Origin of the sequence: Nostoc sp., from assembly GCF_041747015.1 — a bacterium.
Classification (GTDB): domain Bacteria; phylum Cyanobacteriota; class Cyanobacteriia; order Cyanobacteriales; family Nostocaceae; genus Nostoc.
In genome coordinates this window covers 1-13,235 of sequence record NZ_JBGTFY010000062.1, presented here as the reverse complement: position 1 = coordinate 13,235, position 13,235 = coordinate 1, and the positions used below count along the sequence as shown (strand labels likewise).

Genomic DNA, 13,235 nt, shown 5'->3' with positions numbered 1-13,235 from the left:
AACCTCTGAGCCTTGTGAATGAGCCTTTGAGCTTCGTAGTTTAGTTCTTAAGATAGTTACTAAAAGTCATTTGGATGAGTGAAAGTGATGGAAGGGATGAGAAAAAGTAAATATACTTAGCAGATGAGGTTCAAAGCATGGACTCAACAAGTCAGGTTCTAATTGTGGACTCGTCCTTGTACGTTCCACTGCCATTGAAAGAGTATGCAATGAGCCGAGTGACTGTCTACTTTTATACCGACAGATGGGTTCCAATTAAATATTGTTTTTTGGAAAAGGCAATTTTGCTTCACCACAAGGCAAACCTAGAAGGGAAGGAAATTTTCTTATTTCCTGCTGATTTAGACCCTAATTTATTCTCAAGCTCTTTTAACTAAAATATATTGAGGTAGACTATTTTTCAACAATCTTGGCAACAAATGGATTGGCTATAGAGCCGTACATTATGTACGCCTCTATTTGTAAATGAGATTAAAAATTCGTGCGAACTTAAAAGCCAAAGGTGCAGCAGATGGGCGAATTTATCAAATTTATATAGTCCAAGTGATGCGGAGACAAAAATATTAAGAGTTTCTAGGAGTGCTTATCTAACAACTTCTGATACAAACTGTCAGATGCCCAGAAAGACGTAGATTGAAGGCTTTGAACAACAATAGGTAGATCAATAAGTTTCATAGTCGCAGCTTGATCCAGAATTCCGAGGATGCCCGTGATCAAAAACCCTCTTTCTTTAGCGGTGCGACGCGCTTTCATTTCGTCTAGCAAAAGTAAATCAGCATTCAGTTCTTGGCTTAAAAGAATGGCTTCACGTTCTCCGGGATCAAGTAGTTCAACGATTTCATCCGAAGGTTGACTGACAGCTTGAATTTTGAGCCAAGTAGGTGGAATCGCAATCCAGGCTTGGACAAGTGGTGGTGCGTATGCATCGGATAGTTCGCTATAGACTGCCTGGGGAATGATGATTTGCTGAAACAATTCGGGCAAAAGATTAACGTACCCAATCAAGATCAAGTAGTTGATTGGAGAAGTATTGGAAACAATAATCATTGTGTACCCAAAACGCTGCGGATGCTTTGAACATCTTGTTCTAGGTCATTCTCAGTGTAAGGCAAATAGGCTTTTTCACGCTTGAGAAATTCATAGGTTTCCCAACGAGAAGAAAAGTTGAGCATTCGACGAACTTCAGCTGCTCCAATGTTACCTTGGCGATAGCTGTCAGCCGCAATAAGTTCCAAGATTCGATGGGAAATGTTGGCGGGTTCAAGTTGCAGTTGATTAGCAACGTTGTCAGGGAGTTCTATTAAAATGTGCATTGGTTATTCTTTTTAGAGATGTTGATCGTTTACCATTGCAAAAGCACCTTGGAACATTTACTGCTTATTCTATCTTTATCAATAGCTCAATAATTTAACGAAGCTTATTGTTAAAAATTCGTGCGAACTTGAAAGCCAAAGTTTTAACGGACTTTAGCTATAAGAAAAGGAACTTTAGTTCTGGACGGTTTATGCCTAGAATGAAATGGCCCTGGACTTTGTTATCGTACTAATGGGCTTTTATTCTGCACTGCTGAATTAACCGTCTGTTCAATTCTTTTCAACCTTGTCTCTGGACGTTTAGCACTGTGAATCCAAAAAAGGATATTCTTTTTAGATGAGTTGCTAAATGCCTCAAAATAATCTTTTGCAGTTTTATTTGCTTCTAATGCTTGTTTTAAATCTGAAGGAATAATTAATGCTTCGATCGCATCTAAAGTATTCCAGGATCTATCTTGTTTTGCCGCTTCAATTTTTTCTAGACCAACTGTAGTCATCAAATCTTGTTCAATGAGTTCTTCAATATATTGTTTATTTAATTTTGACCACACGCTTTTCGGTTTTCGAGGTGTAAATATTTGCATATAACGTTCTTCATCTAAGGATTTGACTTTACTATCAATCCAACCAAAGCATAAGGCTTCTTTTACCGCTTCGCTATATTGAACACTTGGTTTACCACTTTTTACTTTGTAGTAGATTAGCCACACACCGAAACAAGTGCGATGGTTTTTCTCTAACCATTTCCGCCATTCTTCGCGGCTTGTGGGGCAGATGGTGAGGAATTCGTTGTTAAGTTTGGATGCACCAGTATTCTTACTTTTGCTGAGGTTTGTCTCTGTATTTGGCTGCATTTGTTTGATATTTAGTTTACAGATAATCAAACCAAACCTGAACGCAATGCCACAACTACTGCTTGCACGCGATCGTCAACTGCTAATTTATTCATAATCCCCCGGACGTGAGTTTTAATGGTGTTAGGACTGAGATAGAGTTTTTGGGCAATCTCTGGATTACTCAGCCCATCTACCATGAGTTTCAACACTTCTAACTCGCGCCCAGATAAGTTGGCGGTGTTGGTGGTAGGTGAAGGCGGTTTCAGATTGTCAATTACTCGCCGCGCAATCTGCGGATCGAGATAGGCTGCACCATCTACTGCAGCTGCGATCGCACTCAATAATCGTTCCACACTTGCCCCTTTGATGCAATAGGCATCTGCACCGCTAGACAGTGCAGCAATAATTTCTGTCTCCGTTTGATGAGATGTCAGCATCACCACATGAGTTGCTGGTAGCGCCGCCTTAATTTGCTGTGTCGCTGCAATACCATCCAATCGCGGCAAGCCAATATCCATAACCACCAAATCAGGTTTTAGTTGCAGTGCTGCTTGAACTCCCAAATAGCCATCTTCGGCTTGTCCAACAATGTCCAACTGAGGATGAGCCATTAACGATTGCTCTAATCCCAGTTGCATCATCGGATCATCTTCGACAATCAACACCCGCAACGGCGGAGCATTCGCGGGTAAATTTAAGGGATAGCGAGTATCTAAAGACATTTTTATTAATTAAGAGTCATTTGTCATTTGTCTGATTTTTTCCCCTACCCTACAAGGGTAGGGGATAGGGGGTTAGGTTTCGCGTTAGCTTTTTTAGATGAGGTGAAAAACCAGTGTCTTTTATCAGTTGTCTTGTTTACCTGCCAATGACTAATGACTAATGACTAATGATTAATGACTAATGACTAATGACTAATTTTCCACGCGATAGCCTAACTCTGCTAAACTCACCCGCGACTGTCGCCATTTCGGCTGGACTTTCACAAACAATTCTAGGTAAACTTTGCCAGCGATTAACTTTTGGATTTGTTCGCGGGCTGCACTACCAACTGCTTTGAGCATCGCTCCACCTTTCCCAATGAGTATGCCTTTTTGGGAATCGCGCTCGACGTTGATGGTAGCAAGTATACGGGTAATACTGGGACTTTCTTCTACTAGGTCAATGGCGATCGCTACTGAATGGGGTACTTCTTCACGAGTCAATAATAAAATTTGTTCTCGGATCAATTCGCCCATAATAAAGCGTTCTGGCTGGTCAGTTACCAAATCTGGAGGATAGTATAATGGCCCAATTTCTAAATGTTCAATTAATAATTCTTGAAGTTCTGGTAATCCTGCACTAGTCTTGGCAGAAAATTTTACGACTTTCCATTCATGGGACTTGGCCATTTGGGCATAACTATCATCTAAATACTGAAAATCTGAGGGTTGTTGGTCGATTTTGTTCAAACCCATAATCACCGGTGTTTTGCTGCGACTGAGCAAATCAGCAATATAGCGATCGCCTGATCCACAAGCCACGGCTCCATCTACCACAAACAGCACTACATCTACCGATTCAATGGCAATTTTGGCATTCTGCACCAACACTTCGCCCAACTGATGATGGGGCTTATGAATTCCTGGCGTATCTACAAAAATTAACTGTGCCTCTGGTGTAGTTAAAATGCCGCGCAAACGGTTACGTGTAGTTTGGGCTATCGGTGATGTGATGGCAATCTTTTGTCCTACCAATTGATTCATTAAGGTAGATTTACCGACATTTGGACGACCAACAATGCCGATGAAACCTGATTTAAATTCAGGAGGAGCCTGTGGGATTGTTGCTTCTCCTGAAAAAGAGAAGTTGTAATTTTCAATACTAGTCACCGTTGGCTCCACCCTCATATTCTATATCTGGGATAAATTGGTTTTTTATTAAACGCAAAACAAGCATAATATTACCTTGGCATTTTTAAGGATTACTTTTGCTTAGGTTTAATCTACTACTGTCTCCATACTTGTATTTTACAGCTGAGACAAGTTGATTTTGTTTTTAGACATAAACCCATATTCCGCACTTAGTCTTGTAATACAATAATATTACATTATTTAGGCTAATAGTAGTTGAATAGCGATGTCTACGATGGTCACTGAGCTTTGTCGTAAAGCCTGCGGCATAGCTCGCTTAGGGCGTAGCCTCTCGTAGAGAAGTGCGGGATATGCCTAGATAAGTGGTTTTTTGTAGGATTTCTTGAAGTGCGGAATGTGGATTAGAAGGACACTATATATAAACTGTCGAATTCACGTTAATTAAGCGTGTGCTTCACAAACTCGCTCGTCACGCCACAATTGATATAGCCGCGTCGCTGGCATCGTCATATATAAAATATCGCCGACGCTGAGGTTGGTTTCTAATAAATCCCAGCCGTGTAGGGTTTGGTGATTCGTTTCTACGTATAAAGGTACACAGTCAGCGGACATGGCCACATCTTTTACCCAATGACCGCAAAAGGCGTGTGAAGTTGTAATCACAGTCGCAAAAGCCACCCAAAGACTATCGGCTGTGATCCCATTACCCAGGATTCGTCCCCCAAGTGCAGCGGCGGCAAAAGCTGGAGCTGCTAGTTCAGCCGGACTCAGTACCGCCTCGAAGTCAAATAGATGTTGCGCTATGCCAGCAAAATCGGGATCGGCATAATGAACAATCACTGGAATGCTAGGTGTCAAGCCTTTGGCTTTGAGAGCAATTTCCAGATTGGTAGCATCGTTGTTAGTAACAGCAAGCACGGCGGCGGCAGAATCTATATTACTGGCTTTGAGGATTGTGCGGAAGCTAGCATCGCCCTGAATTACGGGAATACCGAGTTCGCGGGCGGTATTAATATATTTGTTGTTGCAGTTGGGTTCAACTACTACAACTTCATGTCCGCTGGCGTGGAGTTGCTGGACAATTCTCAGCCCAATACCACTCAAGCCACAGACAATATAATGCGATCGCTGGGGGATTCGGGCTGCATCCCAAAATTGCTTAAAGCGGCTTCCCAGGACAAAATCGGTAAGCATCGCATACCAAATACCAATTACCACCGCTCCAACTAGCATCATCACAACGGTAAATAACTTAATACTGTTGGGAGCATTTTCTACTACTTTGTCATTACCACCCGCTCCGGTAATCATGCCTACAGAAAAATATAGAGCATCAACAGGAGACAAACTCAACTCAGCCGACATATAGGTGAGTGTAGCGATCGCAATAACTGCCAATAGTACAATAGCACTCACCACTACCGAGCGCCCGTGTTGCTGAAACTGGCTAAAATTGGTGAGCACTTTCAGCAGTTTTCTAATCAATGATCTGCGGGGAGGACGGATGCGAGGTTGAGTGCCAATAATTAAGCGATCACCTACTTTGATCTCTTGTCCAGACATCACAGCTGATATCAAATCCATCTCACCTTCTACTGGCAAGTAATAAATCAGCATCCGCGATCGATCTTCCCACAAATCGCTCAACTTTCGACCCTTCCACGGATGATTTTCATCAATGTATTCTTCGTGGATTGGCCAAGTTTGCTGAAATAATTTAATTTGCCCGATCGCTTTATTTCCCAGTGCAGCAAAGGTGAATACTGGTGCTGCCAAACCCACAACACTCATACTCAAGTGGTCTGCCAATGCTTGATCTAGGCGCTCCCCCAAATTTGTATTATAAAAGCGATTGATAATCCGAATCTGGGGATTTAGCACCCGCCCTTGCATCATAATTGACAAATTCAAAGCATCGTCAGAGCCAGCGATTACTAAAGTGTGTGCCTGCTCGATTCCTGCTGCTATTAGGGTAGTAGCTGCTTGTAAATCCCCAACAATCACATCTCCTGCGGTTTCACCAGGGATGGATTGGTGATGAATGCCAACAACGAAGGCTCCCTGTTGTCTCAGCAAACGAAAGGTTTTATATCCGGTAAGTCCTAAGCCACAAACAATAATTCGGGGTTTCATGAAACGGCAGCATCTTTTACAGGTAAAGCTGCATTTCTAGTTATTTATCCAAGATTATTGCTCACAATTCTTGGAGATAACTGTAGCTGACAACACGATTGTTTCAATTGGAGGCAGCGAGAGTGCGGGGAGTGGGGAAAGAGGGAGCAAAGGAGATATATTTTGGAATGTAATAATGAGTCTTTGAGACTCATTCATCCACCTTTAATACTCGTTCATTCACCTTAGATACTCGTTCATCCACCTTTAATACTCGTTCATCCACCTTTGATACTCGTGAACAAGCATAAAAACTCTCCTTCCCCGTCTTTCTTAAAAAGGTGGCACTTTTACAAGTTTCTAAAAGTCAAATGTTATTTGGATACCTAAAATTTGAAAAAAGTTACGCGATGAAAAATTTGGTACAACTAGCAATCTTTGGTGGAATTTTATCCCCCCTAGTTGTGGCAGGAACGATCGCTGCTACAGCGCAAGTACAATCGCAGCCAGCATCGGAGCCGATTTCCGCACCCAATGTTAAACTGAATGTGCAACGTAGCAGTGGTACGTGTCCTCAAACAATTGGGCTGTGGTGGTTTGTCCTACCTTATGAAGGCGGTGCTGAACATACGGTAGTGGCAGATACTAGAGAGTTTGCAGATACAAGTAAGTTAGTTTCATCTAATAAACAGTTTGTAGAATTTGTTTCACCTTTACGCAGTAATTATGCTTCTTGTGTAGGTAAAACTCGTGGGCAAGAACATCCTTTCTACAATGTGGAATTTAAGCATAAAAAAGCTTATTTCCGTGTGGATTTACGTAAAATTAATGCTCCTGTTAGCCTCATCACCTACAAAACTGTAGCGGCTTCCCGTCCTTATGTCAGGTGGGCGATCGCGGACTAACACCATCAGGTTTAGTTTGACACCTCAATTAGGAAAAATATTTCTACCAAATTGCTGATTGACAAATTCTCTACTCTATTTACCTGTCACAAATGCTTCTCTAGGTACTCATGACTCGGTGGCAAAACTTATTAAAATCAAACAAGAGCAATATGTTGATAAATTTAATTAATGACCGCAATCGAGTTCGACAATTTACCTAATACACAGCAACCGCAAAAAAGCACTCTACCGCACTTAGGGCTGGTTTGCATCACCCATGATAACCAAGTGCGCTTTCGGACGATGACGCGCACACGCTATTTAAAACTTACTCTTGAAGAACGTGAAAGCGCTCTCAGAGAACTTTATCTGCATAACTTATACCGTTTGCATGACGCTCTATCCTTTTGTCAACAGAACAACATTAGGCTGTATCGGATGTCTTCTGCTTTGTTTCCCCTAAGTGATATAGAAGATGAAATCGGCGCAAATCTCTTAGAGGAAATGAGTGATAAACTAGCAAAAATCGGCGAACGTGCAGAAGCATTAAACATCAGAATGGTGTTGCACCCAGATCAATTTGTCGTGCTGAGTTCTGATTCCCCGGAAGTAGTAAAAACAAGTATCAAAATTCTTGAACGACACGCCCGCACCCTTGACTTGTTAGGCTTACCTCAATCGCCTTGGTCATTGATGAATATTCATGGTGGCAAATCTCAACGCACTGAGCAATTGGTAAAGGTAATCTTAGAATTACCAGAAGCAATTAAAAGTCGTTTGACTTTAGAAAATGATGAATACGCCTATAGTGCCGATGAAATTTTAGCAGTGTGTCAGCAGGCAGGAATACCCTTGGTGTTCGATGCTCACCACCATATTTGTCACGAAAATCTAGACAGCTACGATCATCCGGGTGTAGCATCTATGTTGTATGCAGCACGAGAAACTTGGGCAAATCCAGATTGGCAATTAGTGCATATTTCCAATGGTCAAGAAGCTTTTAATGACCGAAAGCACAGCGATATGATTACCGCTATGCCCAGCGTTTATCATGAAGTACCTTGGATAGAAGTCGAAGCCAAACACAAGGAAGTAGCGATCGCCGATTTGCGTTCTTGGTGGCTAATGGAGAATAATCACAAATAAAGTAGCTTTGGCGTCTTGGCGGGAGATAGTAGAATATGGCGATCGCAATCGATTTTGGTACTAGCAACACAGTCATTGCTCGTTGGAACCCAGTAACCCAGCAGCCAGAAACCCTGAATTTACCAGGTTTATCAATTAAACAAAGTCTCAATCCGCCACTGATTCCCAGCTTGGTTTATGTTGAAGACGCAAAACAAGGTAAAGTTTTAGTAGGTCAACAAGTACGCGATCGCGGTCTTGACCTTAAGGGCGAAACGCGGTTTTTTCGCAGCTTCAAACGAGGTATCGGTGCAGATATCCAAGGTTTCTTACCCGAATTAGATGGGCAAATTGTCACCTTTGAGCAAGTAGGGCAATGGTTCCTCACCCAGGTAATTGAGCAACTAGCACCCCTGCAAGGTGGGTTAGATTCTCTAGTTTTAACCGTACCCGTGGATAGCTTTGAAGCCTATCGTCACTGGTTAGGAAAAGTTTGTCAAGCCTTGCCCGTCGAACAAGTGCGAATGTTGGATGAACCCACAGCCGCCGCCTTGGGTTATGGTTTGGCAGATCAAGAAATTCTCTTGGTGATTGACTTTGGTGGCGGTACTTTGGATTTGTCCCTTGTACGGTTAGATCAAGGCGTGCAAGCAACCACCAAGCCACTGGGATTTATCCTCAAGTGGGGTAATAAGTCATTAGCTGAAGATTCCAAACAAAAAGTCAAAACTGCCCGTGTCCTGGCGAAAGCTGGGCAAAATTTGGGTGGTACTGATATTGATAATTGGTTAGTAGATTACTTTGCGAAAAATCAAGGGCTGGCGGTAAGTCCCTTAACAACACGATTGGCAGAACGGGTGAAAATTCAGCTATCAACCCAAAACCAAGCTAGTGAAGTTTATTTTGACGATGAGACATTTGAAAGCTACGAACTGGAACTAAACCGCGACACTTTTGAAAATGTCCTCAAAGAACACGCATTTTTTGAGTTACTAGATGAGTCGATGACGACACTGTTGCAGCAAGCAAAACGCCAAGGAATAGAACTTTCAGATATTAATGCAGTTTTGTTAGTTGGTGGAACAGTCCAATTGCCAGCAGTGCAGACATGGATAAAACAGTATTTTGATCCCGAAAAAATCCGTTGCGAACGTCCCTTTGAAGCGATCGCTCAAGGTGCATTACAGTTAGCACAAGGGATACAAATCAAAGACTTTCTATATCATAGTTATGGTATCCGCTACTGGGATCGCCGCAACCAGCGTCACAAATGGCATTCTCTGATTAAAGCGGGACAGGCATATCCAATGAGTCAGCCAGTGGAATTAGTCTTAGGCGCTTCTATGGAAAATCAGCCCAGCATTGAACTAATTATGGGAGAATTGGGAGCAGATACGGGTAGTACCGAAGTTTATTTTGATGGCGATCGCTTAATTACTCGCCGTCTTGATGGTAGTGAAACCAACGTCAAACCCCTCAACGATCAAGAAGGTGCGAGAACAATTGCCCAACTGACACCAACCGGATATCCTGGAAGCGATCGCATCAAAATTCTCTTTCAAGTTGATGAGCAACGCTTTTTGCGAATTACCGTTGAAGACTTGTTAACAAATAATACACTTTTGGAGAATCAACTTGTGGCACAGTTGAGTTAGACTACGGCGTGTTTAACTAATGTCATAGTTAATACACTCAATTTCACTTGTTTAAATGTGAATTAACAAAATATTTGTGACATATATTGTTTGGATAAGATTAGTGTTTAGCTTATTTTGCTATGTAATACTAGGCTGGTTGTTCGCTTGGACTCCAGGTTGGGCAGAAGCTTTGGCATACAATGAGGTTTTACACCAGCGCACTACTTTTACTTTGTCGAGAATTGCTTTAATAGTTCTGACTTTGACGTTGACTGTGAGTTTTACTTGGAATAAGCTTGGCGTTATGAGTTGGACTAAAACTTTAGGTTGGTGTTACATATTAAGTCAGTGTGTAGCTGGAGTTGTACTTTTAATTTTTGGTGGAGGAATAACATTATATGTAATTTGGTTAGTAGTAGTAAGTGTCGCTTGGGTTGCTGCTTTTAGTTTAGTCGGAGCGAGAAATCAATTACTTCTGTCTTTTAGTCAGTTGCACACTGTACTAATTTTGAGAGTCACCTTAATTTTTGGTTTAGGTTTAGGAGGATTAGTGCGTCTGATCAATCCCTAAAAGTTATCTTTAATTTTCTGTTAAAGCTATAGACATAATTAAAAACCTGTATTCCATCGAATTGAAAACAGCTATAAATTGTTAATATTTACCGTTTTACGAGTATTAGAAAAATGAGGTTTACAGACTGGGCGGCTAGAGTGCTACTAATCTCGCTGATGTTCGCCGCTCTAATTGTAGTGCTGCTGATTGGACGAGGGACGCAATTAAAAAATAATCCGATAACATCAAAACCACAGGTTCCAGCCTGGAGTCAATATCCAAAGGCGAAATTCCAATCAGCGAAAAACCCAGAGAAGAAATCCCAAGATATTCTCAAGTCCCCAGTCAAGATTAACAAACCTGTAGCAAGGTACGTAACCACTCAAGCTTTTGCACAGTATAGACCTAATTATCAAGTTGTCTTAGTTGATCCAAGTAACTATGGAGAACGGTACGCCACAGGTATTAATAGTGAACCTTTTAACAACCAACCGATTATTGTCCTCCATGAAACTGGTTATTCTGCTTCCAGCGCCATTAATTTTTTTCAAGTAGCCCATGACGATGAAAATGTGCAAGCGAGTTACCACGCTTTAATCAAGTTAGACGGAACGGTGGTTTATTTAGTACCGCCAGAAAAGCGAGCTTTTGGTGCGTCTAACTCAGTATTTGATGGTTCCCAGGGTTCGGAAACTGTGAAGACTAATCCAAATTTGCCGCCATCTGTGAATAATTTTGCTTATCATGTTTCTTTAGAAACACCGCCAGATGCTTATGACAGCAATAGCCAAGAAACCCATAGCGGCTACACGGAAGCTCAATATAATTCTCTTGCTTGGTTAATTGCTCAAAGTCAAGTCCCAAACGATCGCATTACTACCCACAAGCAAGTAGACCGTTCTGGTAAAAAAGTTGACCCGATAAATTTTGATGGTAAGAAATTTCTGGACTTACTTAATACTTATCGTCAAGTCAGACCAATCTATCGAGTCAATAAATAATTTAACGTAAGTTTCACAAATTGCTAAAATTTGAGACAAAGGTATTTCCTGCTTATCTTGCTTTGTGTCAGAAATTATTACCATGACGTTACGTGAACTTGAAGATCAAGCGCTGAAATTATCTGCCGAGGATCGTTGGCAGTTAATCAATACATTGATGCGATCGCTCCAACCAAAACTCCAACTAACATCAAAGCCAAAGGGTTTAGCAGCGAGTTTGATCGGCATTGCGAAGACAGATACGCTACCACCTACAGATGAAGAAGTAAAAGCCATGCTAGATGAGCGGTTGGTGCAAAAGTATCTGTAATGCCAGTTTTATTTGATACGAACGTTCTGCTGGATGCTTTGCTAGCGCGTGAACCTTTTGTAGCGGATGCTGCTTTTTTGCTGGAGACAGTTGAATCGGGTCAAGTTGAAGGGTTTATCTCGGCAACAACGATTACGGATGTACATTATTTGGTTAGACGACAGACTAGAAGTGCTGAAGTTGCAATTGCCGCAATGACTCGATTGTTGGCACTGATGGAAATTTGTGCAGTGGATCGCGGGGTGCTGGAACAAGCGATCGCATTGGGATTGAATGATTTTGAAGATGCGGTGCAGGTAGCATCTGCGATGAAGTTGGGGTTGGAGGCGATCGTTACTCGTGATCTAGATGGATTCACAGGTTCGCCGATTCCAGTCCTCTCACCTAAAGATATGAGAAATCGGCTGATGTAGCAGAATGGCTGAAAAGTTTTGGGGGAAGGTAGGACTTACGTACAACAGATCCCCCAACCCCCTTAAAAAGTTGGCTTTTAGGGTTGTGACTATTTGCTAAAGCTATAAATTTGCTGCGTTTCCAAGCGATCGCTAATCGATGAAGGCAGTGTACCATTTGGGAACATCTGTCGATCCAGTTGGATTTGTAAATTACTCAAAGGATCGCAACCAGGAGAAATCAGAAATTCTAGTTTCTGGATGTAAGGCAAAGTTGCTAGGTTGTCTAGAATTTGGAAGATTGCTTGGATATAAGGATGACCACTTTGGCGATACCAATCAGAGCTAGCGACTTTTGGCTGATCAAAACCTAAGTGTACTGTTAAAGCTGGCTCGTCAAATAAAGCGATCGCTAAGGGACGCGCTTCTTCCTGCAACAATAAATCATTACTTTTCGCTAAATGTCGCAGTTTTTCTAAGCGTTCATAACGTTCTGTCACAGCTTCCGGGTCATCTTGCCAATGAATTGCTACTGTCACCAGATAAGTTTGTAACAGCATATGACCCAGTTTTTTCGCCTTTGTCGCCAGATAATAGGAATTGTAATCGGTTGCCTCAATTAACAATGGCACGCGATCGACTACTTCCAACCCATAACCCTTAACTCCGGCAATTTTGCGGGGATTATTGGTAATCAGGCGAATCTTTTTGATGCCCAAGTCCATGAGCATTTGCGCCCCCATCCCGTAGTCTCGCAAGTCGGCAGGAAATCCCAGACGCTCATTTGCTTCTACTGTATCCAGTCCCATATCCTGCAACGAGTAGGCTTTCAGCTTATTAATCAAGCCTATTCCTCGTCCTTCTTGACGCAGGTATACAACTACACCTTGACCAGCAGACTCAATCATTTTTAGTGCGGCTTGTAACTGCATCCGACAATCACAGCGTAAAGAACCCAAAGCATCACCAGTTAAGCATTCTGAGTGCATCCGCACCATCACAGGCTCATCTTTGAAGTTAGCTGGATCGCCCTTGACAATTGCAACGTGTTCTGTGTTATCCACAGTGTGGCGGTAGGCGTAAATTTCAAACTGACCGAATTCACTAGGCAGTTTGGTAATAACTTCTCGGTACACTAAGCGATCGTGCTGTAGGCGATAACTGATCAAATCTGCAATACGAATAATTTTTAAATTGTGACGTTTTGCATATTCAA

14 protein-coding genes are annotated in these 13,235 nt (G+C 42.0%); 7 read left to right on the top strand and 7 right to left on the bottom strand.

The window, feature by feature from the left end; genetic code table 11:
* Window positions 1-573: 573 nt before the first annotated feature.
* The 6 genes from ACEW80_RS04660 to ACEW80_RS04635 form a co-directional block, all read right to left on the bottom strand.
* Window positions 574-1,047, bottom strand: a complete 474-nt coding sequence (locus ACEW80_RS04660) for a DUF3368 domain-containing protein (protein ID WP_373525469.1) — start codon at window positions 1,045-1,047, stop codon at window positions 574-576.
* Entirely contained in the window at window positions 1,044-1,313 is a 270-nt protein-coding gene (locus ACEW80_RS04655) for a UPF0175 family protein (protein WP_373525468.1), read from the bottom strand. The genes ACEW80_RS04660 and ACEW80_RS04655 overlap by 4 nt, the downstream gene beginning before the upstream one ends.
* 221 nt (window positions 1,314-1,534) lie before the next feature.
* Window positions 1,535-2,167 (bottom strand): YdeI family protein, encoded by a 633-nt coding sequence (locus tag ACEW80_RS04650; protein ID WP_373525467.1) that lies wholly within the window; start codon window positions 2,165-2,167, stop codon window positions 1,535-1,537.
* Window positions 2,168-2,193: 26 nt separating this feature from the next.
* On the bottom strand, window positions 2,194-2,871 hold the full coding sequence (locus ACEW80_RS04645) for a response regulator (protein ID WP_373525466.1): 678 nt from the start codon (window positions 2,869-2,871) through the stop codon (window positions 2,194-2,196).
* A gap of 192 nt (window positions 2,872-3,063) precedes the next feature.
* Entirely contained in the window at window positions 3,064-4,038 is a 975-nt protein-coding gene (gene era / locus ACEW80_RS04640) for a GTPase Era (protein WP_373525465.1), read from the bottom strand.
* 405 nt (window positions 4,039-4,443) lie between these two features.
* Complete coding sequence (locus ACEW80_RS04635; protein WP_373525464.1) at window positions 4,444-6,135, bottom strand: NAD-binding protein; 1,692 nt, start codon at window positions 6,133-6,135, stop codon at window positions 4,444-4,446.
* 389 nt (window positions 6,136-6,524) lie between these two features.
* Here ACEW80_RS04635 and ACEW80_RS04630 point away from each other — a divergent pair, with 389 nt between their 5' ends.
* From ACEW80_RS04630 to ACEW80_RS04600, 7 genes are all read left to right on the top strand, one after another.
* On the top strand, window positions 6,525-7,019 hold the full coding sequence (locus tag ACEW80_RS04630) for a hypothetical protein (RefSeq protein WP_373525463.1): 495 nt from the start codon (window positions 6,525-6,527) through the stop codon (window positions 7,017-7,019).
* Window positions 7,020-7,190: 171 nt separating this feature from the next.
* Complete coding sequence (gene uvsE, locus ACEW80_RS04625) at window positions 7,191-8,147, top strand: UV DNA damage repair endonuclease UvsE (protein WP_373525462.1); 957 nt, start codon at window positions 7,191-7,193, stop codon at window positions 8,145-8,147.
* A 35-nt stretch (window positions 8,148-8,182) separates the two neighbouring features.
* On the top strand, window positions 8,183-9,781 hold the full coding sequence (locus ACEW80_RS04620) for an Hsp70 family protein (RefSeq protein ID WP_373525461.1): 1,599 nt from the start codon (window positions 8,183-8,185) through the stop codon (window positions 9,779-9,781).
* 76 nt (window positions 9,782-9,857) lie between these two features.
* On the top strand, window positions 9,858-10,334 hold the full coding sequence (locus tag ACEW80_RS04615; protein WP_373525460.1) for a hypothetical protein: 477 nt from the start codon (window positions 9,858-9,860) through the stop codon (window positions 10,332-10,334).
* A gap of 113 nt (window positions 10,335-10,447) precedes the next feature.
* A complete protein-coding gene (locus tag ACEW80_RS04610) occupies window positions 10,448-11,317 on the top strand; it encodes an N-acetylmuramoyl-L-alanine amidase (RefSeq protein ID WP_373525459.1) in 870 nt (289 codons plus the stop codon).
* Window positions 11,318-11,399: 82 nt separating this feature from the next.
* Window positions 11,400-11,627, top strand: coding sequence for a hypothetical protein (locus tag ACEW80_RS04605; RefSeq protein WP_373525458.1), 228 nt, complete (start codon window positions 11,400-11,402; stop codon window positions 11,625-11,627).
* Complete coding sequence (locus ACEW80_RS04600) at window positions 11,627-12,040, top strand: type II toxin-antitoxin system VapC family toxin (protein ID WP_373525457.1); 414 nt, start codon at window positions 11,627-11,629, stop codon at window positions 12,038-12,040. The genes ACEW80_RS04605 and ACEW80_RS04600 overlap by 1 nt, the downstream gene beginning before the upstream one ends.
* Before the next feature lie 89 nt (window positions 12,041-12,129).
* Here the strand turns inward: ACEW80_RS04600 and ribA are convergent.
* Window positions 12,130-13,235, bottom strand: a 1,106-nt coding sequence (gene ribA / locus ACEW80_RS04595) for a GTP cyclohydrolase II (protein WP_373525456.1), incomplete at its 5' end; no start/stop codon positions are given.

Bases quoted from the DNA above. Each gene is read 5' to 3' on its own strand.
- ACEW80_RS04660 (WP_373525469.1), bottom strand. From the start codon at position 1,047: ATGATTATTGTTTCCAATACTTCTCCAATCAACTACTTGATCTTGATT.
- ACEW80_RS04655 (WP_373525468.1), bottom strand. From the start codon at position 1,313: ATGCACATTTTAATAGAACTCCCTGACAACGTTGCTAATCAACTGCAA.
- ACEW80_RS04650 (WP_373525467.1), bottom strand. From the start codon at position 2,167: ATGCAGCCAAATACAGAGACAAACCTCAGCAAAAGTAAGAATACTGGT.
- ACEW80_RS04645 (WP_373525466.1), bottom strand. From the start codon at position 2,871: ATGTCTTTAGATACTCGCTATCCCTTAAATTTACCCGCGAATGCTCCG.
- era (WP_373525465.1), bottom strand. From the start codon at position 4,038: ATGAGGGTGGAGCCAACGGTGACTAGTATTGAAAATTACAACTTCTCT.
- ACEW80_RS04635 (WP_373525464.1), bottom strand. From the start codon at position 6,135: ATGAAACCCCGAATTATTGTTTGTGGCTTAGGACTTACCGGATATAAA.
- ACEW80_RS04630 (WP_373525463.1), top strand. From the start codon at position 6,525: ATGAAAAATTTGGTACAACTAGCAATCTTTGGTGGAATTTTATCCCCC.
- uvsE (WP_373525462.1), top strand. From the start codon at position 7,191: ATGACCGCAATCGAGTTCGACAATTTACCTAATACACAGCAACCGCAA.
- ACEW80_RS04620 (WP_373525461.1), top strand. From the start codon at position 8,183: ATGGCGATCGCAATCGATTTTGGTACTAGCAACACAGTCATTGCTCGT.
- ACEW80_RS04610 (WP_373525459.1), top strand. From the start codon at position 10,448: ATGAGGTTTACAGACTGGGCGGCTAGAGTGCTACTAATCTCGCTGATG.
- ACEW80_RS04605 (WP_373525458.1), top strand. From the start codon at position 11,400: ATGACGTTACGTGAACTTGAAGATCAAGCGCTGAAATTATCTGCCGAG.
- ACEW80_RS04600 (WP_373525457.1), top strand. From the start codon at position 11,627: ATGCCAGTTTTATTTGATACGAACGTTCTGCTGGATGCTTTGCTAGCG.